The 21,268-nt window shown below is 59.7% G+C and carries 17 protein-coding genes; 9 read left to right on the top strand and 8 right to left on the bottom strand.

What is annotated here, in order from left to right; genetic code table 11:
- Positions 1-104: 104 nt before the first annotated feature.
- The 5 genes from UB23_RS10935 to UB23_RS10915 all read left to right on the top strand — a co-directional run bounded on the left by UB23_RS10935 (position 105) and on the right by UB23_RS10915 (position 8,506).
- On the top strand, positions 105-3,953 hold the full coding sequence (locus UB23_RS10935; protein WP_045059335.1) for a sensor domain-containing protein: 3,849 nt from the start codon (positions 105-107) through the stop codon (positions 3,951-3,953).
- A 241-nt stretch (positions 3,954-4,194) separates the two neighbouring features.
- Positions 4,195-5,448 carry a serine hydroxymethyltransferase gene (gene glyA, locus UB23_RS10930; protein WP_045059334.1) on the top strand — a complete coding sequence of 418 codons (1,254 nt, stop codon included), beginning with the start codon at positions 4,195-4,197 and terminating at the stop codon, positions 5,446-5,448.
- Positions 5,449-5,705: 257 nt separating this feature from the next.
- A complete protein-coding gene (locus tag UB23_RS10925) occupies positions 5,706-7,019 on the top strand; it encodes a C4-dicarboxylate transporter DctA (RefSeq protein ID WP_045059333.1) in 1,314 nt (437 codons plus the stop codon).
- 67 nt (positions 7,020-7,086) lie between these two features.
- A complete protein-coding gene (locus UB23_RS10920) occupies positions 7,087-7,791 on the top strand; it encodes a FadR/GntR family transcriptional regulator (protein ID WP_045059332.1) in 705 nt (234 codons plus the stop codon).
- A 25-nt stretch (positions 7,792-7,816) separates the two neighbouring features.
- Positions 7,817-8,506 carry a GntR family transcriptional regulator gene (locus tag UB23_RS10915; RefSeq protein ID WP_045059331.1) on the top strand — a complete coding sequence of 230 codons (690 nt, stop codon included), beginning with the start codon at positions 7,817-7,819 and terminating at the stop codon, positions 8,504-8,506.
- Positions 8,507-8,638: 132 nt separating this feature from the next.
- On the opposite strand, the gene yjiA is transcribed toward UB23_RS10915, so the two are convergent.
- The 3 genes from yjiA to UB23_RS10900 form a co-directional block, all read right to left on the bottom strand.
- The gene (gene yjiA / locus UB23_RS10910; protein ID WP_045059330.1) at positions 8,639-9,610 is read right to left on the bottom strand and encodes a GTPase; all 972 of its coding nucleotides are present in this window, start codon (positions 9,608-9,610) and stop codon (positions 8,639-8,641) included.
- A 135-nt stretch (positions 9,611-9,745) separates the two neighbouring features.
- Positions 9,746-9,943, bottom strand: a complete 198-nt coding sequence (locus tag UB23_RS10905; protein WP_028620750.1) for a YbdD/YjiX family protein — start codon at positions 9,941-9,943, stop codon at positions 9,746-9,748.
- Between the two features lie 15 nt (positions 9,944-9,958).
- Positions 9,959-12,025 (bottom strand): carbon starvation CstA family protein, encoded by a 2,067-nt coding sequence (locus UB23_RS10900; RefSeq protein ID WP_045059329.1) that lies wholly within the window; start codon positions 12,023-12,025, stop codon positions 9,959-9,961.
- A 159-nt stretch (positions 12,026-12,184) separates the two neighbouring features.
- Here UB23_RS10900 and UB23_RS10895 point away from each other — a divergent pair, with 159 nt between their 5' ends.
- Positions 12,185-12,553: a PilZ domain-containing protein gene (locus UB23_RS10895; protein WP_045059328.1), complete on the top strand. Its 369-nt coding sequence runs from the start codon at positions 12,185-12,187 to the stop codon at positions 12,551-12,553.
- Between the two features lie 32 nt (positions 12,554-12,585).
- Here the strand turns inward: UB23_RS10895 and radA are convergent, their stop codons facing one another.
- Entirely contained in the window at positions 12,586-13,953 is a 1,368-nt protein-coding gene (radA, locus tag UB23_RS10890) for a DNA repair protein RadA (RefSeq protein WP_045059327.1), read from the bottom strand.
- 427 nt (positions 13,954-14,380) lie between these two features.
- Between radA and mscL the strand changes: the two genes are divergently transcribed.
- Positions 14,381-14,806, top strand: coding sequence for a large-conductance mechanosensitive channel protein MscL (gene mscL, locus UB23_RS10885; protein ID WP_045059326.1), 426 nt, complete (start codon positions 14,381-14,383; stop codon positions 14,804-14,806).
- 33 nt (positions 14,807-14,839) lie between these two features.
- Here the strand turns inward: mscL and UB23_RS10880 are convergent, their stop codons facing one another.
- The gene (locus tag UB23_RS10880) at positions 14,840-15,616 is read right to left on the bottom strand and encodes a ferredoxin--NADP reductase (RefSeq protein WP_045059325.1); all 777 of its coding nucleotides are present in this window, start codon (positions 15,614-15,616) and stop codon (positions 14,840-14,842) included.
- A gap of 619 nt (positions 15,617-16,235) precedes the next feature.
- Here UB23_RS10880 and UB23_RS10875 point away from each other — a divergent pair.
- A complete protein-coding gene (locus UB23_RS10875; RefSeq protein WP_045059324.1) occupies positions 16,236-17,360 on the top strand; it encodes a methyltransferase in 1,125 nt (374 codons plus the stop codon).
- 49 nt (positions 17,361-17,409) lie between these two features.
- Here UB23_RS10875 and UB23_RS28445 read toward each other — a convergent pair whose 3' ends face one another.
- From UB23_RS28445 to UB23_RS10865, 3 genes are all read right to left on the bottom strand, one after another.
- Positions 17,410-17,577, bottom strand: coding sequence for a DUF2474 domain-containing protein (locus UB23_RS28445; protein ID WP_082069162.1), 168 nt, complete (start codon positions 17,575-17,577; stop codon positions 17,410-17,412).
- Between the two features lie 93 nt (positions 17,578-17,670).
- Positions 17,671-18,678: a cytochrome d ubiquinol oxidase subunit II gene (cydB, locus tag UB23_RS10870; protein WP_045059323.1), complete on the bottom strand. Its 1,008-nt coding sequence runs from the start codon at positions 18,676-18,678 to the stop codon at positions 17,671-17,673.
- A gap of 3 nt (positions 18,679-18,681) precedes the next feature.
- Positions 18,682-20,115 carry a cytochrome ubiquinol oxidase subunit I gene (locus tag UB23_RS10865; RefSeq protein WP_045059322.1) on the bottom strand — a complete coding sequence of 478 codons (1,434 nt, stop codon included), beginning with the start codon at positions 20,113-20,115 and terminating at the stop codon, positions 18,682-18,684.
- Between the two features lie 483 nt (positions 20,116-20,598).
- On the opposite strand from UB23_RS10865, the gene UB23_RS10860 reads away from it, so the two are divergent.
- A partial coding sequence (locus tag UB23_RS10860; RefSeq protein ID WP_045059321.1) for an MFS transporter occupies positions 20,599-21,268 on the top strand: 670 nt, incomplete at its 3' end.

The following is a 21,268-nucleotide window of genomic DNA, read 5'->3' as shown; positions in this document are numbered from 1 at the left end:
GGGACTGGCACTTTGCCACAACTCAAGGCATGCTAGCCGCCCTTCGGGCGTCCGGCTTATAGTGCGCGTCGCGCCAGCCCAGCCCTTGCGCAGGATTACACAGCTTGACTAACGTGCCTCCACCGTCTTCTGTGAACGATGCCCGTTCTGCGGCCGGCTCTCCCCTGCGCGGGACGTTAAAAGGTGGGCTGGCCACACTCGTACTACTGCTGCTGGCCCTTCTCTTCTGGCAACTGCTCGACCAACTGCGCGAAACCCAGAAGAACCAGCGCCAGTACACCATCGACTTCACCGCCGACCTGGCTTCTCAAATCAGCCTGAATATGGCGCTGAACGCGCAGATCGCCCTGAACCTGCTGCCGATCGTCGAGCAGCCACAGACTCACGAAGAACAGCAGGCGCTGCTGCGCAAAATCCAGCAATCACTGCCCGATGTACGCAGCCTGGCACTGCTCAGTCCGTCTGGAAAAGTGCTCAGCGACAGCGCCGTGGACAGTAACGATGCCGACTACCTGAGCCAGCTGGTTCAGCGCAGCCGCGCCCAGGCGCATTATTTCAGCAATGCCGACGACGGCTCGGTGGTCCATTTGCTGCTGCACCAGCCCAGCGGCAGCACTCGCGGTTACTGGGCGCTGCGCCTGTCTCCGGCCTTCTTCGCATCGCTGGCCAAGCAGAATGAGGCCGGCATCCGCCCACTGTGGCTGGTGGAAAACCGCATCAATCGGCAAATTGTCAGCCGCGATAACGCCGTGCCGGTGTCGGAGCCAAGTGAACTGACGGCAGAAGACCTGGCCAACAGCGTATTGACGGTGCCTCTGAGCAGCAGCGACTGGCAACTGCGCGGGCTGTTCGACCGTCAGCGCGTGATCGAGCATCTGTTGCCCGCATTCATCGGCAAATGCCTGCTCGGGCTGGCCTTTTCCCTGCTGCCCTTCATCGCGCTGCTGAACATGCGCCGCCGCCAGCGCCAGTTGCATGAGGGTCGTCGACGCTATCAGGACATCTTCGAAGGCACCGGGGTCGCCCTGTGCGTACTGGATCTGTCCGGGCTCAAGAGTGCATTCGACAAGGCCCGCATCCTTGACACCGAACAGTTGCAAAGCTGGCTGGCAGTGCCAACGCAATGTGAACAGCTGCTGCGCGAAATGCGCATCACCGAAGTCAACGAGGTAGCCCTGCTGCTACTGGACGTCAATGCCCCGGAGGAGGCCTGGAAACGCCTGATCGACGGTAATCCACTGACCAGCTCGGCCATCGGCCTGCCGATACTCGAAGCCGTGTTGCAGCGGCACAAACAGCTCGAACTGGAGATCCGCCTGCAGGACGCCAGCGGCCGTGATCAGCACTTGTGGCTGGTGCTGCGCCTGCCCGAGGACCAGAGCGACTATAAGGCAGTGATCCTGAGCATCACCGACGTTACCAGCCGCAAGCTTATCGAGCTGTCACTGCTGGAACGTGAAGGATTCTGGTCCGATGTGGTACGCACGGTTCCGGATCACCTGTATGTGCAAGACGTCATCAGCCAGCGAATGATCTTCAGCAACCACCATCTGGGCCAGACCCTCGGCTACAACCGTACCGAGCTGCACCAGATGGGCGATTACTTCTGGGAAGTCCTGCTGCACGCCGATGATGCCGACTTGTATCATCGATCGCGCCAGACCCAGCGCCACGGCGGTTACAGCCAGCTGATGCAATGCCAGTTGCGCTTTCGCCACCGGGACGGCAAATGGCGCCGGTTCGAAGTGCGCGAACAAGCCCTGGCGCGGGACAAACATGACCAGGTCACGCGCATCATCGGCGTGGCCAAGGACATCACCGAGCAGATCGAAGCCAGCGAATCCCTGCGCGACAGCGAGCAGCGTTATCGCATGCTCGCCGAAAGCATCAGCGACGTGATTTTTTCCACCGACAGCGCAATGGCACTCAATTACGTCAGCCCCTCGGTGCATGCCGTGCTGGGCTATGACGTCGAATGGATCTTCCAGAACGGCTGGCAATCGACCATTGCCAACCCGCAGCAACTGACCGGTATCTACAGCCTGATGGACCGGATCAGCAAGGCGCTGAACAAACCTGACAGACTGGCGCTGTTGCGCGACCAGGTGCAAACCCAACTGTTCCTGTTCGACTGCCTGCGCGCCGACGGTCGCAAGGTCCCCATCGAGCTGCGCCTGGTGCTGGTCTGGGACGACCAGGGAGCCTTCGAAGGCGTGCTGGGGGTCGGTCGCGACATCAGTCAGCAACGCCGCGCCGAGAAAGATCTGCGCATGGCGGCGACGGTGTTCGAGCACTCGACCTCGGCAATACTGATCACCGACCCAGCCGGTTACATCGTGCAGGCCAACGAAGCCTTCAGCCGCGTCAGCGGTTACGCGGTCGAACAAGTGCTCGACCAGTTGCCGAACATGCTGACCGTGGACGAGCAACAGGACGCGCACCTGCGCTACGTGCTCAAACAGCTTAACGAGCACAGCACCTGGGAAGGCGAAGTGTGGCTCAAGCGGCGTAACGGCGAGCATTACCCGGCCTGGGTCGGCATCACCGCCGTGCTGGATGACGAAGGCGACCTGGCCAGCTATGTGTGCTTCTTCAGCGACATCAGCGAGCGCAAGGCCAGCGAACAGCGAATCCATCGCCTCGCCTACTACGACGCCCTGACTCACCTGCCCAACCGCACGCTGTTCCAGGATCGCCTGCACACCGCTCTGCAATCGGCGGAACGGCAGAAAGGCTGGGTGGTGCTGATGTTCCTCGACCTCGACCGGTTCAAGCCGATCAACGACTCCCTGGGCCATGCGGCCGGCGATCGCATGCTCAAGGAAATGGCCACGCGCCTGCTCGGCTGCGTCGACGATGATGACACTGTGGCCCGCATGGGCGGCGACGAGTTCACCTTGCTCCTGCAACCGCGGGCCAACCGCGAGATGGCGTTGAACCGGGCGATTCATGTGGCCGAACAGATTCTTGGCAGCCTGGTGAAACCCTTCGTGCTTGAAGGCCGGGAGTTTTTCGTCACCGCCAGTATCGGCATCGCCCTGAGCCCGCAAGACGGCAACGAGCTCAGTCAGCTGATGAAAAACGCCGACACCGCGATGTACCACGCCAAGGAGCGCGGCAAGAACAACTTCCAGTTCTATCAGGCCGACATGAACGCCAGTGCCCTGGAGCGCCTGGAGCTCGAGAGCGATTTGCGCCATGCCCTGGAGCAAGACGAATTCGTGTTGTATTACCAGCCGCAGTTCAGCGGCGACGGCAAGCGCCTGACGGGCGCCGAAGCCTTGCTGCGCTGGCGCCACCCTCGACGCGGGCTGGTACCGCCGGGAGATTTCATTCCGGTGCTCGAGGAGCTTGGCCTGGTGGTTGATGTCGGCGACTGGGTCATCAGCGAAGCCTGCCGCCAGCTCAAGTCCTGGCACCTGGCCAAGGTTCGCGTGCCAAAAGTGTCGGTGAATATCTCGGCGCGGCAGTTCTCCGACGGCCAACTGGGCACGCGCATCGCCAACATCCTCAAGGAAACCGGCCTGCCCCCGGCGTGCCTGGAGCTGGAACTGACCGAGAGTATTCTGATGCGCGAAGTCAGCGAGGCGATGCAGATCCTCGACGGCTTGAAAAATCTCGGCCTGAGCATTGCGGTCGACGACTTCGGCACTGGCTATTCATCGCTTAACTACCTCAAGCAATTCCCGATCGACGTGCTGAAAATTGACCGCACGTTTGTCGATGGCCTGCCCTCCGGCGAACAGGACGCCCAGATTGCCCGGGCAATCATCGCCATGGCCCACAGCCTCAACCTGGCGGTGATCGCCGAAGGCGTGGAAACCCAGGAGCAGCTGGATTTCCTGCGTGAGCATGGGTGCGATGAAGTTCAAGGGTATTTGTTCGGGAGGCCGATGCCGGCCAGCGGGTTTGAGGCGCAGTTCGGGCGCGAGGCGTTGTTCGAGTTCGACTGAGATTTTTGCAGGGAGGCCATCGCCAGCAGGCTGGCTCCCACAAGAATTTGTGGTCGGTCAGGAAGTTTGCAGGCTATCGCAATTACTGTGGGAGCCAGCCTGCTGGCGATGGGGGCCGCACGATCACCGCTGATCCCGTCATGAAGCCCACTTGTCTGCGACATGATGTCCTTTCATATGCCATCTAAAACTCGTTAGGTTAGAATGCCCCCCTTTTCTGCCCCGATCCTTGAGGACCGCCATGTTCAGCCGTGATTTGACTATTGCCAAGTACGACGCCGATCTCTTTGCCGCCATGGAGCAAGAAGCTCAGCGCCAGGAAGAGCACATTGAGCTGATCGCTTCGGAAAACTACACCAGCCCTGCGGTGATGGAAGCTCAAGGCTCGGTACTGACCAACAAGTACGCCGAAGGCTACCCGGGCAAGCGCTACTACGGTGGCTGCGAGTTCGTCGACGTGGTCGAGCAGCTTGCTATCGATCGCGCCAAGGAACTGTTCGGCGCTGATTACGCCAACGTTCAGCCACACGCCGGTTCGCAAGCCAACAGCGCCGTTTACCTGGCTCTGCTGCAAGCGGGCGATACCATCCTGGGCATGAGCCTGGCACACGGTGGTCACCTGACCCACGGCGCCAGCGTTTCTTCCTCCGGCAAGCTGTACAACGCCGTTCAGTACGGCATCGACGCCAATGGCCTGATCGACTACGACGAAGTCGAGCGCCTGGCCGTTGAACACAAGCCGAAAATGATCGTGGCCGGTTTCTCCGCCTACTCGCAGATCCTCGACTTCCCGCGTTTCCGCGAGATCGCCGACAAGGTTGGCGCCTACCTGTTCGTTGACATGGCTCACGTGGCCGGTCTGGTCGCCGCTGGCGTCTACCCGAACCCGGTGCCATTCGCCGACGTGGTGACCACCACCACGCACAAGACCCTGCGTGGTCCACGTGGCGGCCTGATCCTGGCTCGCGCCAACGCCGACATCGAGAAGAAGCTCAACTCCGCGGTGTTCCCGGGCGCCCAGGGTGGCCCGCTGGAGCACGTGATCGCCGCTAAGGCGATTTGCTTCAAGGAAGCGTTGCAGCCTGAGTTCAAGACCTACCAGCAACAAGTGGTGAAGAACGCCAAGGCCATGGCCGGCGTTTTCATCGAGCGCGGTTTTGACGTGGTATCGGGCGGTACTGAAAACCACCTGTTCCTGCTGTCGCTGATCAAGCAGGAAATCTCCGGTAAAGATGCCGACGCCGCTTTGGGCAAGGCTTTCATCACCGTGAACAAGAACTCCGTGCCTAACGATCCACGCTCCCCGTTCGTCACTTCCGGCCTGCGCTTCGGCACTCCGGCCGTGACCACTCGCGGCTTCAAGGAAGCTGAGTGCAAGGAACTGGCCGGCTGGATCTGCGACATCCTGGCAGACCTGAACAACGAAGCGGTGATCGACTCCGTTCGTGAGAAGGTCAAGGCCATCTGCAAGAAGCTGCCGGTGTACGGCGCTTAATTGCGACGTTAAACCCGCAGGATGAAAAACCGGCCAAGTGATTGGCCGGTTTTTTTTCGCCCCCGATATGCCACCGTAGCGCGGCTTACGCCGCTGGTCAGACCGGTCATGCCAATTCTAGTCAGCACACTTGAAATTCAGGAAAAACCCAGCGTAGACTGCGCCTGCACTGGACATACCGGTAAGACCACAATAATTAAGTCCTGAATCTGAGCGCCCAAGCGCCGGCAGCCAGGACACCGACCAGGATTCCTCCCATGCTCAGATGGTGCTCGCGTTCAATCTTCCTCCAAGTGGTTCTCGGACTGGTGCTCGGCATCGTCTGCGGGCTGACCCTCCCTGAATACTCTGCACAGCTCAAACCGCTGGGCGATGGTTTCATCAAACTGATCAAGATGCTCATCGGCCTGATCGTGTTCTGCGTGGTGGTCAGTGGCATCAGCGGTGCCGGCGACCTGAAGAAGGTCGGGCGCATTGGCCTCAAATCGGTGATCTACTTCGAAATCCTGACCACCATCGCCTTGGTCATCGGCCTGGTATTCGCCTTCAGCACCGGCATTGGCAGCGGCGCCAACATTCACCTGGATCAGCTTTCCGCCGCCGACATGGGTGACATCGCCCAGCGCGGCGAGCATATGCACACCACCACGCAGTTCCTGATGGACCTGATTCCCACGTCGGTGGTAGGTGCCTTTGCCGACAACAACATCCTGCAAGTGCTGCTGTTCTCGGTTCTGTTTGGCAGCGCACTCAACCTGGTGGGTGAAGCGGCGTCGGGCATCTCCCGGCTGATCAACGAGCTGAGCCATGTGATCTTTCGCATCATGGGCATGATCGTGCGCCTGGCGCCGATCGGCGTGTTCGGCGCCATCGCGTTCACCACCAGCAAATACGGCCTGGACTCCCTGCAGCATCTGGGCAGCCTGGTGGGTTTGTTCTACCTGACCTGCGTGGCCTTCGTCTCGCTGATCCTCGGCCTGGTGATGCGCGTGTCCGGCCTGCGGATGTGGCCTCTGCTCAAGTACCTGCGTGAAGAACTGCTGATCGTCATGGGCACCGCATCCTCCGACGCCGTACTGCCGCAGATCATGCGCAAGCTCGAGCACCTGGGCATCGGCAGCTCGACGGTAGGGCTGGTGATCCCTACGGGTTACTCGTTCAACCTCGACGGTTTCTCGATCTACCTGACCCTCGCCATCGTCTTTATTGCCAACGCGACCGGCACGCCACTGGCAATGACCGATCTGCTGACGATTCTGCTGGTCTCGCTGATCACCTCCAAAGGTGCCCACGGGATACCCGGCTCGGCGCTGGTGATCCTGGCGGCGACACTCACGGCGATCCCGGCGATTCCGGTGGTGGGTCTGGTGCTCGTCCTCGCGGTCGACTGGTTCATGGGGATCGGCCGAGCGCTGACCAACCTGATCGGCAATTGTGTGGCAACAGTGGCCATTGCCCGCTGGGAAAAAGACATCGATATCCAGCGCGCAAACAAGGTGCTTTCCGGCCAGGTGGGTTATACCTTCCAGCCGAGAAAACCAGTCGGTCCCGCGCACCAGCAGGAATTTTGAATCACTGCCGTGCCCGCCCAGGGGCGGGCACGGTCATCAAACGTTTTGAATGCTCATGGAGCGAACAGTGATTACCTCGTCGACCGTTGTGAACTCAGTCGTGGAAAAACTTCGGGCCGCTCTGGCCCGCGGCCAGTGGCGCTCCGGCGAAATGCTCCCGGGGCAACGGGAACTGGCAGAACAATTGGGCATCAGCCGCCCGAGTTTGCGTGAGGCCGTCATCGTCCTGGAAACGCTAGGTCTGGTGCGGTCCATGCCGGGCAAGGGTGTTGTGGTCCTGGAGGCTAATCTCAGCGACAGCCAGTCCCATGACAGTGCGGTGGCGGGGGCGAGCCTGGAAGACGTGCTGCAACTGCGCTACACCCTTGAGCCGTTCATTGTCGGGCTGGTCGCGCAGTCCATCAGCAGCAAGGAAGTCGGGCAGTTGCGTCTCACGCTGATGGACATGCGCGAAGCCCTGGAAGCCAACGACAGCGAAGCCGGGGTGAATGCCTACATCGCGTTCCATGAAGAGCTGTTCACCCTGACGTCGAATCCGATTTTCCAGAGTGTGGTGCAGCAAACCAGCAACGCCCTCAAGCAAAGCGCCGAGGTGCTGCGCAATTCCCCGGAACACCTGGCCGAACGTCTCGAAGAGAACGAAGCCGTGGTGCGGGCGATCCGCAGCAAGAACAGCGCCCAGGCCAGTGCCGAGATGCGTCGTCACATTCTTCGGGAAGGTCAGCGCATGGGCATCGAATTGAATATTCCAGACGACAACCTTCGCAGTTGAACACGCCTGGAACTGGAGACCGGCCATGAACAGCTTCGCTTCACCTCAGAATCTCGGCGCCCTGCCCTGCGCCCTGCCGCTCAATGATCTTTATGCGCGGGTGTTCGATGCCATTCTCGACCAGCGCATCAATGCGGGCAGTCGGTTTACTGAAGACAGCCTGGCGCAAATGTTCAGCGCCCGTCGCAGCGACATTCGTGGTGTGCTGAGCGGCCTTTCGCATCAGCAGATCATTATTCTGCGGCCCAATCATCGGCCTCGGGTCGCTTTGCTCGATCGCGAACAGATCCGCCAGACTTTGCATGCACGGCGGTTGACGGAAACCACGCTGGTGCAACTCGCCTGTCGGAACAGTGGCCTCCAGGATTTCAAACGGTTGCACGCGCTGCTCGAACAGGAGCACAGCTGTACCGAACAGGCTCCAGCTATTCGGCTGTCAGGAGAGTTTCATTTGCTGTTGGCAGAGATGGCGGGGAATGCACCTTTGGCGCATTTCCTGGGCAGTCTGGTGCCCTTGACCTCGCTGGCGATTGCACAGGCTGATGCACACCCAGCGAATTGTTGCGATTGGCAGGCACATCAGGGAATCCTGGACGCGGTGGAGTGCGGGAATGAAACGATGGCGACGACACTGCTGAACCGACACCTGGATCAACTGGAGGAGCTTTTGATGAACATGCCCTCCATGACCGGCCGCAATCGCGCTGCCGGTTAGGCCGCCTTCGCGAGCGAGCCCGCTCCTGCAGGGGATGCGTGCATGACCCAAAGCTTGTGGCAGACACAGGTCAGAACGTGGGAGCGGGCTTGCTCGCGAACAGGCCCGCAAACACGCTGAAGATCACTGTGTTTACTCCGCCGCCACCCGCGCAAATCCTTCCCGAATCTTCTCTTCCGGCAGATCATCCGCAATAAAGACGATCACGCTTTCGCGCGGCTCACCAGGCGCCCACTCGGTGTCCCAGTCGAAGCCATACAACTTCAGCACCCCTTGAAACACCATCCGCCGCGGTTCGCCGGCGATGCTCAAAACGCCTTTGTAACGCAGCAATTGCTTGCCATGCGCTTCCAGCAGTTCATTCATGAACTCGCTGAGCTTGTCGATATCCAGCGGCTTGTCGGTCCGCAGGACCAGGCTGGAAATGCGGTCGATGGAGGGGGCCTTGCTCACCGGGCGCAGGCTCAAGCCACTGCCGAGGTCGGCATTGAGATTGAAGCCCCGGACGTCGAGCAGTTCAGCCAGGTCGATCTTGCCGTGGTCGACCAGGCGAATGGGTGCACGACGATTGATGCGGGTCAGGCGCTCGCTCAACGCGGTGAAAGTTGCCTCGTCCACGAGGTCTCGCTTGCTCACCAGCAGACGGTCGGCAAACCCGATTTGCGCCTGGGCGATAGTCTGGGCCAGGTGCGTATCGGCGTGGGCTGCATCCACCAGGGTGATAATGCCGTCGAGAATGTAGCGCTCGCGCAGCTCTTCATCGATGAAGAAAGTTTGCGCCACAGGTGCCGGGTCGGCGAGCCCGGTGCATTCGATCACCAGGCGGTCGAAGGCGATCTCGCCACTGTCCAGGCGTTCAAGCAGCAGGAACAGGGCTTTGGTCAGATCGGTGTGGATAGTGCAGCAGACGCAGCCGTTGGACAGCGTCATCACTTGCACCGGCTCCTCGCCCAGCAGCTGGGTGTCGATGCCGGCATCGCTGAATTCGTTCTCGATCACGGCGATTTTCAGACCGTGCTCGGTTTTGAGCAGGTGGCGCAAAAGTGTGGTCTTCCCGGCGCCGAGGAAGCCGCTGAGGATGGTGACTGGGATAGGGGCTGACAAAATAAGGTCTCCCGGACTCGAAAAAAACTGTAGGAGCAAGGCCTGCCCGCGATGGCGTCCGAAAGATCGCCATCGCGGGCAGGCCTTGCTCCCACAGTGTGTGTGTGTGTGTGTGTGTTGCCTAGACCCTGTGCATCAACAGCACTTCGGCCCACCCTTGCCGCCGTAACGCGCTTCCTGACGTTCCCTGAAGAACATCTCGTAGCTCATCACCGGCTTGTCCGGGTGATTGGTTTGCATATGCTCGACGTAGTTGTCGTAGTCGGGCATGCCGACCATCAGGCGCGCGGCCTGACCGAGGTATTTACCGAGGCGACTCAGGTCATTGAACATGTTTGCAATCCTCGATTACGCATCCGGCAGGGCCTGGAATGGCGCTTCTTTATCCGTACGTTCCTTTTTACCCCAGGCGGCAATACCGACCTTGATGGCATAGAACAGGATGCTGAATACCACGAACAGGAACAATGCCGTCAGCGTTGCGTTGGTGTATGCGTTGTAGATCACGTGCTGCATCTGGTTGATGTCCTTGGCTGGTGCGAGGATCTGGCCGTTGGCCAACGCATCGCTGTATTTTTTCGCCAGGGACAGGAAACCGATCGCCGGGTTGGCATCGAACAGCTTGATGAAACCTGCGGTCACGGTGCAGATCAGCAGCCAGACCGCTGGCAGCATGGTCACCCAGATGTAGCGTTGACGTTTCATTTTAATCAACACGACCGTCGCCAGCATCAGCGCGATACCCGCCAGCATCTGGTTGGAGATACCGAACAGCGGCCACAGGGTGTTGATGCCGCCCAGTGGATCGATCACGCCCTGGTACAGCAGATACCCCCACATCGCCACACAGCCGGCGGTGGCAATCAGATTGGCGGTCCAGGACTCGGTGCGCTTCAGTGCCGGCACGAATGAGCCGAGCAGATCCTGCAGCATGAAGCGTCCGGCACGGGTACCGGCATCCACGGCCGTCAGGATGAACAGCGCCTCGAAGAGGATCGCGAAGTGGTACCAGAACGCCATGGTGTTTTCACCTGGCAGCACACTGTGCAGGATTTGCGCGATACCCACCGCGAGGGTCGGCGCACCACCGGCACGTGCCAGGATGGTGGTTTCACCAATGTCCTTGGCTACCGCCTGCAAGGCTTCCGGCGTGATCGCAAAACCCCAGCTGCTGACGGTTTGCGCGACGGTGACCACATCCGAACCGACGATGGCCGCCGGGCTGTTCATGGCGAAGTACACACCCGGTTCGATCACCGACGCGGCAACCATCGCCATGATTGCCACGAAGGATTCCATCAGCATGCCGCCGTAACCGATGTAGCGGGCATGGCTTTCATTCGCCAACAGCTTCGGCGTGGTGCCGGAAGAGATCAGCGCGTGGAAACCCGAGACCGCGCCACAGGCAATGGTGATGAACAGGAACGGGAACAGACCGCCCTTCCACACCGGGCCGGTGCCATCGATGAACTGGGTCAATGCCGGCATTTTCAGATCCGGCATGGTGACCAGGATGCCGATTGCCAAGGCAATGATGGTGCCGATCTTCAGGAAGGTCGACAGGTAGTCACGGGGTGCCAGGATCAGCCACACCGGCAGCACCGCAGCGACAAAACCGTAACCAATCAGCATCCAGGTAATCTGGATCCCGGTGAAGGTAAACGCCTTGGCCCAGAACGGATCGGCAGCAATCTGCCCGCCGAGCCAGATCGACCCCAGCAGCAACAGCACGCCGATGATGGAAATTTCACCGATGCGACCGGGGCGGATGTAGCGCATGTAGATGCCCATGAACATCGCAATCGGGATGGTCGCCATCACCGTGAAGATGCCCCAAGGGCTCTCGGCCAGGGCCTTGACCACGATCAGCGCCAGCACCGCGAGGATGATGATCATGATCAGGAAGCAGCCGAACAGTGCGATGGTTCCCGGTATGCGGCCCATCTCTTCACGGACCATATCCCCCAGGGAGCGGCCGTTACGACGGGTGGACAGGAACAGGATCATGAAGTCCTGCACCGCACCGGCCAGCACCACCCCGGCGATCAGCCACAGGGTACCGGGCAAATAGCCCATCTGCGCCGCCAGGACTGGACCGACCAAAGGCCCCGCGCCGGCGATGGCCGCGAAGTGGTGACCAAACAGGATGTGTTTGTTGGTAGGGACGTAGTCCAGACCGTCATTGTTGAGTACGGCGGGGGTGGCCCGTCGCGGGTCAAGCTGCATCACATTGTTAGCGATGAACAGGCTGTAGTAACGGTACGCGACCAGATAGATGGCCACTGCCGCGACCACAATCCACAAGGCGTTGATCGCCTCACCTCGACGCAATGCCACTACGCCCAGGGCGCACGCTCCTACGATCGCCAGCAGCAGCCAGGGTATGTGGCGTAGCAGGCTATTATTATTTTTCATTTTATGATTCCAGCCAGGGTGGACAAGAAAGACAGCCACCCCGAGTTTAGCTGGCCTGACGGCAAAGGCCATACCCCGACATTGGTCTAGAGCCATGTCCCTGCTGGCGGCCGCGCACCCTGCGGGTCTATAGTCAGCAAACATTTCGAGGAACGCGCCATGAGCCAGCAACCCGCCGAACGCCGCCGCTTCACACGTATTGCGTTCGATGCCAGAACCGAGCTGGGCCAAGGGCAGTCCATATGGCCAGTAAAGCTGATCGATCTTTCACTCAAGGGGCTGCTGATCGAGCGTCCGGAGCCATGGCTGGGTGATGCGCAGCAGGATTTTTCCGTCGAAATTCACCTGACCGATGAGGTCGAGATCAAGATGGATGTGCAGCTCACCCATCAGGAGCGCGGCCAACTGGGGTTTGTCTGCCGCCACATCAGCCTGGAATCCATCGAGCGCCTGCGGCGGTTGATCGAGTTCAACCTGGGAGACCCGCAGGAGCTGGAGCGGGAGCTGGGCGCACTGATCGAAGTCTGACGCTCCCACAGGGAAGACCCAACTGCCAAAAATCACTCGAACAACGCATCCAACGCCTGCTCCAGCCGCGTCACTGCAATAATCTGCAACCCTGCCGGTGCTTCCTTGGGCGCATTCCCCTTGGGCACGATGGCGCGTTTGAAGCCATGCTTGGCCGCTTCCTTCAAGCGTTCCTGACCGCTGGGCACCGGACGTACTTCACCGGACAACCCAACTTCACCGAACACCAGCAGGTCATGGGGCAAGGGACGATTGCGCAAGCTGGACATCACCGCCGCCATCAGCGCCAGGTCCGACGCGGTTTCCAGCACTTTCACGCCGCCTACCACGTTGAGGAACACATCCTGGTCGTGGGTTGGAATACCACCATGGCGGTGCAGCACGGCGAGCAACATTGCGAGCCTATTCTGATCCAGGCCCAGGGTTACCCGGCGCGGGTTAGCCAGATGGCTGTCGTCTACCAGCGCCTGGACTTCCACCAGCATCGGCCGGGTGCCTTCCCACGTCGCCATGACCACGCTGCCCGGTACTTCTTCCTGGGCACGCGTGAGAAAAATCGCCGAAGGGTTGGAGACTTCCTTGAGCCCTTTGTCCGTCATACCGAACACGCCCAGTTCATTGACCGCGCCAAAGCGGTTCTTCACTGCACGCAACAGCCGCAGGCGGCCATCGGATTCGCCCTCGAAATACAGCACGGTGTCGACCATGTGCTCGAGCACCCGCGGCCCCGCCAGCGCGCCTTCCTTGGTGACGTGGCCGACCAGGAAGATCGCCGTGCCGCTCTGCTTGGCATAACGCACCAGCAACGCCGCGCTCTCCCGGACCTGGGACACACCACCCGGGGCCGACTGCAGCTGCTCGGTGAAAATCGTCTGGATCGAGTCGATTACCATGACCTTGGGCTTTTCCACCCGCGCCGTGGCGATGATGGTTTCGATGCAGGTCTCGGTCATCACGCGTAGCTGGTCCTGGGGTAATCCCAGGCGCCGGGCACGCATGGCCACTTGCTGCTGCGATTCCTCACCGGTGACATACAGCGCCGGCATGCTCTTGGCCAGATTGCACAGGGTCTGCAGGAGGATGGTCGACTTGCCGATCCCCGGGTCACCGCCGATCAGCACCACCGAACCGTCGACCAGACCACCGCCCAGGACTCGATCGAGTTCACTGGAGGCAGTGGAGAACCGCGGGATTTCTTCAACGCTGACTTCGGCCAGCGTCTTGATTTGCGCTTGCTGGCCAGTCCAGCCGGTGCGACCGCTGGGAGGTGCCGCCCCACCGCTCTCGACCATGGTTTCAGTCAAGGTGTTCCAAGCGCCGCACTCGCCGCACTGTCCGGCCCACTTGGGGAAAGTTGAGCCGCACTCGGTGCAGCCGTACATGCGTTTGGCCTTGGCCATCTTGACTCCCGGCAAAAACCGGGATGATAGCGCAGCTGGAACGGATACGCGCGCAGCAATACGGAACAGTCGAGAGCCTTAGTTGCCTTTGGACAAGTTACCCGACTGCCATCCAACTGCGATCTATTAACTTGTACCAGACCTCCTGATCAGTATCCGCCGCGTCCTAATTAATACTCGAAACATCAGCACCATCGCCAACAAGGAAAATCACCATCTACTAACCCAACATGCACTTTCAGAAGTAACTCACTGAAACAGTAGTTCGCTAAAACACGCCGAGCGCCCAACAATCATGAGGTTTTTGTAAACTTTTCGCCGGCAGCCGGGTCGACTGCTGGCAAGCTCTAAAGCAGCCGTTTCGAGCAAAAACCGAATTGCTGAATTACACTGCGGCTACCAACCAATCCGTACAAGGAATCAACCAATGGGCGTGATCAGTGAGTTCAAGGCCTTCGCGGTCAAGGGAAATGTGGTCGACATGGCGGTCGGCATCATCATCGGTGCGGCCTTTGGCAAGATCGTTTCGTCGTTCGTCGGCGACGTGATCATGCCGCCGCTCGGCCTGTTGATCGGGGGTGTTGATTTCAGTGACCTGGCCGTCACCCTGAAGGCTGGAGAGGGAACCACCCCGGCCGTGATGCTGGCCTACGGCAAGTTCATTCAGAGCGTGATCGACTTCATCATCGTCGCCTTCGCGATCTTCATGGGTGTGAAAGCCATCAACCGCCTCAAGCGCGAAGAAGCCGTTGCCCCGACCGTGCCGCCTGTTCCGACCAAGGAAGAAGTGTTGCTGGGGGAAATTCGCGACCTCCTGAAGGTGCAGAACGAGCGGCCGCGGAACCTGGAATAACCAGAAAAACGGCGCCTTTTCGGCGCCGTTTTCTCACCAGTAGGTTTCCACCGCCACTTGCCCGGGGCGGCGGCTGAGACTCAGGTGCATGCCCCTGCGCTTCAGCAGTTGACGCGTGTCATCGATCATTTGCGGGTTGCCGCACAGCATCACCCTCGAATGTTCCGGCGTGAGAGTCAGCCCCGCCGCGCCCTCCAGGTCGCCGTTTTCTATCAGTGTGGTGATTCGTCCATTCATGGCACCCGCGTGAGACTCGCGCGTGACAATGGGGATGAACTGCAGCTTGTGCGCATGCTCGGCCAGGTAGTCGCGCTGCGCCAGCCCGGCGATCAGCTCCTGATACGCCAACTCTGCAGCTTCTCGCACGCTGTAGACCAGGATGATGCGTTCGAACCGCTCCCACACCTCAAAGTCCTGCAGGATCGACAGGAACGGCGCGACGCCGGTACCGGTGGCCAGTAACCAAAGGTCACGGCCGTCCACAAAACGATCGAGTGTGAGGTAACCGAATGCCTGGCGATCTATCAGCAGCGAGTCTCCTTTGACCAGCCGGCTCAGCTCGCTGGTGAATTCGCCATTGGGCACCACGATGGAAAAGAATTCGAGAAACTCGTCATGGGGCGAGGAGACCATCGAATACGCACGCCACACCGTGCTGCCGTCGGCTTTGGTAACGCCCAGGCGCGCAAACTGGCCCGCGCGAAAGCGGAACCCGGGATCCCTTGTAGTGCGCAAGGTGAACAGGTTCGGCGTCAGGGGCTGAACGTCGAGCAAGGTCTGGCGGGTAAATTTTTCTGCACTGGCAGTCATGGGTCGCTCCATTAAACAGAGGCTTGCAGTTTCCCGCAAAAACGCAAAATTAAACACCGACGATGGGTAATGGCTTTAAACGGAGCACCAACAGAATGTTTAACCGGTTCGTTAGTCACGCCTCGTATTAAACGCAGCATCTAAACCTCCTTTGCACAATCCAAATTGTCTTAGAACCAACCGTTTGAAATATGTGTAATTGCGCCGACATAATAGTGAAACTTCTGAGGTAATAATCCTACACCCTACACCCTGCAACGTGCTGGACCTCGGCTACCCCACAAGCTGGGACTAGATGCGATAAGGAAAGAGCAGAAGACCGTGACCCAATAGTGGCATATTGAAATTGCGCAATGTTACCCATGGCAAGAACCGTGGAGCTTTTTTCCCGCAGTCCATGGTCATGGGACACTGATTGCAGGGAGTACTGCGGGGTTTCTCGCGCCTTCCGCTGTTCGTTGAAAAATGCCGCGAGTAATCCTTAAGAAAAAAAAGTACCATTTGCGGTCCTTCCTGAGTGATGACATGCCCTCCCGCATGACGCAGTGCACTCGGCCGGATCAGCCCGCAACAGGCCCTTGGCGGCGGGAACCCCGTTGATTACCAAGAGCCACACTCCATGCCTTTGCTCGAAACACCCTTCGCCCGCCTCGACCTGATCCGCCAACCCGAACAGTCGAATGAACCGCTGCAGGCATTTGATGCCGCCGACGAGTACTTGCTCAATCACCTGGCGCAGCTGCAACCGGCCGCTCAGACGCGGGTTCTGGTGCTTAATGACAGCTTTGGGGCACTGGCTGCGAGCCTGGCCGGTAAAGTTCAGGTCACCAGCAGTGGCGACTCGTTCCTGGCATTCCAGGGCTTGGAAAAAAATCTGGTCCGCAATGGCCATGCCTTCGATGCAGTGCCGACAGTACCCGCTCATCAGTCTTTTGCCGGCCCGTTCGATCAGGTGTTGATCCGGGTCCCGAAAACCCTGGCCCTGCTGGAAGAGCAACTGATCCGCCTGCAAGGGCAACTGGCGCCCGGCGCCCAGGTGGTGGCCGCCGCCATGATCAAGCATCTGCCCCGCGCTGCGGGTGATCTGCTCGAACGTTACATTGGCCCGGTACAGGCCTCGCTGGCGGTCAAGAAGGCCCGGTTGTTGATCGCCACTGCCGAACCCAAGCCTGCGGCGGTGTCGCCCTACCCGACCCGTTATCAGCTGGATGCACCGGCCATCGAGTTGCTCAATCACGCCAACGTGTTCTGCCGCGAAGGCCTCGACATCGGCACCCGGGCTTTTCTTGCGCACTTGCCGAACAATCTCGGCACAGCGCGGGTCGCAGACCTGGGCTGTGGCAATGGCGTGCTGGCGATCGCCAGCGCGCTGCAGAACCCTGAGGCGCACTACACGCTGGTCGACGAGTCGTTCATGGCGGTGCAATCGGCGAGCGAAAACTGGCGCGCAGCGCTAGGTGACCGGGAAGTCCTGGTGCGCGCCGGTGATGGCCTGGCCGAACAGGTCGCGCAGTCGCTGGATGTAGTGCTGTGCAACCCACCGTTCCACCAGCAGCAAGTCGTCGGCGACTTCCTCGCCTGGCGCATGTTCCAACAGGCCCGTGAAGCGCTGGTGGTCGGTGGTGCGCTGTACATCGTGGGCAACCGTCACCTGGGCTATCACAGCAAACTCGCGCGGCTGTTTCGCGGCGTCGAACAGGTGGCGGCGACGCCGAAGTTCGTGATTCTCAAAGCTCGAAAATAATCCAGACGAAAAAAACCTCCCTTTCAGGAGGTTTTTTTATGCGCCCATCTCAATGCGTGCTCAGGCCTGCTGCGTTCATGAACATGCGCATCAGGCTGGCGACGATGAACAATGCGCCGACGCTGCCGACCCAGATCATTGCCAGCCAGCCAAGGCGTTGCCATAGCGGCTTCTTCTCTGCGGCTTCGATTTCATGTAGCGAATGTTTACCGGCCATGACTTTCTACCCTCCTATTAAGGTTGATGGCGCCTGTATCGACGCCATCGCGAGCAAGCTTTGCTCCCACAGGCTTTTCACACGCGCGCAGCCCTAGTGATAGCCATCTTCGTGGGTGACCTTGCCGCGGAACACGTAATAGCTCCAGAACGTGTACCCCAGGATGAAAGGAATAATGAACAGCGTACCCACCAGCATGAAGCCCTGGCTCTGCGGCGGTGCGGCAGCGTCCCAGATCGAGATCGACGGTGGCACGATGTTCGGCCACAGGCTGATTCCAAGACCGCTGTAGCCCAGGAAAATCAGGACCAGCGTCAGCAGGAAGGGCATGTAGTTGGCATTGCGCGCCACGGCACGAATCAGTCCGTACATCGTTACCAGCACCAGGATCGGCACCGGCAGGAACCAGAACAGGTTTGGCAACGTGAACCAGCGCGAGGCAATTTCCGGATGCGCCAGCGGCGTCCAGATACTGACGATACCGATCACCGCCAGCAGCACGAAAGCCAAGGGACGCGCGAGGTTATGCATCTGCTCCTGCAACTTGCCCTCGGTCTTCATGATCAGCCAGGTGCAACCGAGCAACGCATAGGCCACGACCAGTGCGGCGCCACAGAACAGGGTGAACGGAGTCAGCCAGTCCAGCGAGCCACCGGCGAATTGCCGGTTAACCACCGGTAACCCATCGATGAACGCGCCGAGTGCCCCCCCCGGGAAGAAGGTGGCCGCCCCCGAACCGCCGATGAACGCCTTGTCCCAGAGGTGGCGCTTGTCATCCTTGGCCTTGAAGCGAAACTCGAACGCCACGCCGCGGAAGATCAGGCCGATCAACATGAATATCAGCGGCAGGTACAGCGCCGACAACACCACTGAGTACGCCAGGGGAAAGGCGCCGAACAAGGCGGCCCCGCCCAGGACCAGCCATGTTTCGTTGCCGTCCCAGACCGGTGCAACGGTGTTCATCATGACATCGCGGTCGGTCTTGCCCGGGATAAAGGGGAAGAGAATGCCGATTCCCAGGTCGAACCCGTCCATGACCACATACATCATGATGCCGAAGATGATGATCACGGCCCAGATCAGCGGAAGATCAATACCCATGACTCAAATCTCCTTGGTCAGGCTGTGGTCGTTGTCGGCACTGTCGTCAGCTGCCGACAGCGGACGCGCCGGGGTGCGCTGCTTGCCAGGACCACCGTCGTTGGTTTCCTTGCCTTCGTCGATCTTCGGCCCTTTGCGCACCAGGCGCATCATGTAGCCAAGGCCGGCACCGAACAGGGCGAAATACACCACGACGAACATGATCAGGGTAATGCTCATCTGCATGAAGCTGTGGTTTGAGGAAGCATCCGCCGTGCGCATCAATCCGTAGACCACCCAAGGCTGGCGGCCGATTTCCGTGGTAAACCAACCCGCAAGGATCGCGACCAGACCCGAAGGCCCCATCCACAGTGCCAGATAGAGGAACGGACGCGAGGTGTACAGCCTGTCGCGCTTGCGCAGCCACAGGCTCCACAAGCCGGTGAAGATCATCAGGAAACCCAGGCCGACCATGATCCGGAACGACCAGAACACGATGGTTGAATTGGGCCGATCTTCAGGCGGAAAATCCTTGAGCGCCGGGACCTGTTTGTCCAGCGAATGGGTGAGAATCAGGCTGCCCAGATAGGGAATTTCGACCGCATATTTGGTTTTTTCAGCTTTCATGTCCGGCCAGCCGAACAGGATCAGCGGGGTCGGTTCATCGCCATGGTTTTCCCAGTGACCTTCAATTGCCGCAATTTTCGCCGGCTGGTGCTTGAGCGTATTCAGGCCATGGAAATCGCCGATCACGGCCTGGATGGGCGCAACGATCAACGCCATCCACATGGCCATCGACAGCATGGTGCGAATGGCCGGGTTGTCCTTGCCCCGCAGCAAGTGCCAGGCAGCCGAGGAACCGACGAAAAACGCCGTCGCGACGAACGCTGCCGTTGCCATGTGCGCCAGGCGGTACGGGAATGACGGGTTGAAGATGACCGCAAACCAGTCAGTGGGAATCACCTGGCCGTTGATGATTTCAAAGCCCTGGGGAGTCTGCATCCAGCTGTTGGATGCAAGGATCCAGAACGTTGAGATCAGCGTGCCAATGGCCACCATCACCGTTGAAAAGAAGTGCAGGTTGCGTCCGACCTTGTTCCAGCCGAACAGCATGACCCCGAGGAAGCCGGCTTCCAGAAAGAAGGCGGTGAGCACTTCGTACGTCAGCAACGGGCCCGTCACGGCACCGGCGAAGTCCGAGAAACGACTCCAGTTGGTGCCGAACTGATAAGCCATGACCAGCCCGGAGACCACGCCCATACCGAAGTTGACGGCAAAGATCTTCGACCAGAAGTGGTACAGATCGCGGTAAGTGTCGTTTTTGGTTTTCAGCCACAAGCCTTCAAGCACCGCCAGGTAACTCGCCAGGCCGATGGTGATGGCCGGGAACAGAATGTGGAATGAAATGGTGAACGCGAACTGAATTCGGGCGAGATCAAGCGCCTCCAAACCGAACATAAGTCTTCCTCTGTCAGGTAATTCCGGCTGAAGGCCTGCGGCCTGCACCCACTGCCCCCACGGATATGGAGTGTGGCGAATTCAAATTCGTTCTTTTTTTACCTGCATCACACGTAGGGAGTCTGGCCAATTGGCCGCCGGATCATCTCCACGAAAGGTTTTGATCTGGATCAAGCATGATTGAAAGAGTAGTCCCATTTTTGCAGGTAACCGGTGTGGTCTTTTGCCGCGTGACAGGTTGCCTCACAGGCATGGCAATCAGCCGTAACACATTCGTGGCGGGAGTGAGCCTGCTCGCGATAGCGGTTAGCCCCTTCACTTTGTCTTCTACTGACACACAGTCATCGCGAGCAGGCTCGCTCCCACATGAATTTGACCGCCTGAGCGATCGGTGTCTAGCTAACTAATTTTTCCGGACCTGCAACTTCTGGTTACAGGTTGGTGATAGTCTCGACGTTATCCCCGTTCAAGATCCGCCGCCAGATGCCCAGCCAACCGCCCTTGCTGTTACGTCACCATCGCCCGTTCATCGCGTTCTGGCTGGCCCGGATCTTTACCGCCAGCGGCTTCCAGATGCTGACCGTGGCCATCGGCTGGAATCTTTACCAGCTCACCGGCAACGTACTTGACCTCGGCCTCGTGGGCCTGGTGGAGTTTGCCCCGCGGGTGCTGTTCATGTTGCACACCGGGCACGTCGCCGATCGCTACGACCGGCGCAAGGTGGCCGCACTCTGTCAGTCGTTGCAGGCATTGATCGCCCTGGCGCTGGCGATCAGCAGTGCGACCGGGCATGTCACCCGGGAAATGATCTTCATCCTGGCGTTCCTGCTGGGCGCCGCCCGCTCCTTCGAGATGCCCACGACCCAGGCGCTGCTGCCAAGCATCGTGCCCAGCGCGCTGTTTCCCCGCGCGGTGGCCGCAGCCCAGTCGGCGCAGCAATCGGCAACCATCGTCGCTCCCGCGCTGGGCGGCTTGCTGTATGCGTTCGGCAGCGTCTGGGTCTATGGCCCAACAGTCATCCTGTACATCATTGCCTGCGCCCTGATGCTCAACCTGCCGGCCCGGCAGACTCCACTGAACAAGGGCAAGGCGACACTCGACTCGTTATTGGCGGGGATTTGTTCTGTCTCTTTTAAACATCTCCCAGCCCCCC

The sequence above is a fragment of the Pseudomonas sp. ES3-33 genome (assembly GCF_000952175.1).
Classification (GTDB): domain Bacteria; phylum Pseudomonadota; class Gammaproteobacteria; order Pseudomonadales; family Pseudomonadaceae; genus Aquipseudomonas; species Aquipseudomonas gregormendelii.
Note: the sequence above shows the minus strand (reverse complement) of the source record. Positions and strands in the feature narration are given on the sequence as shown.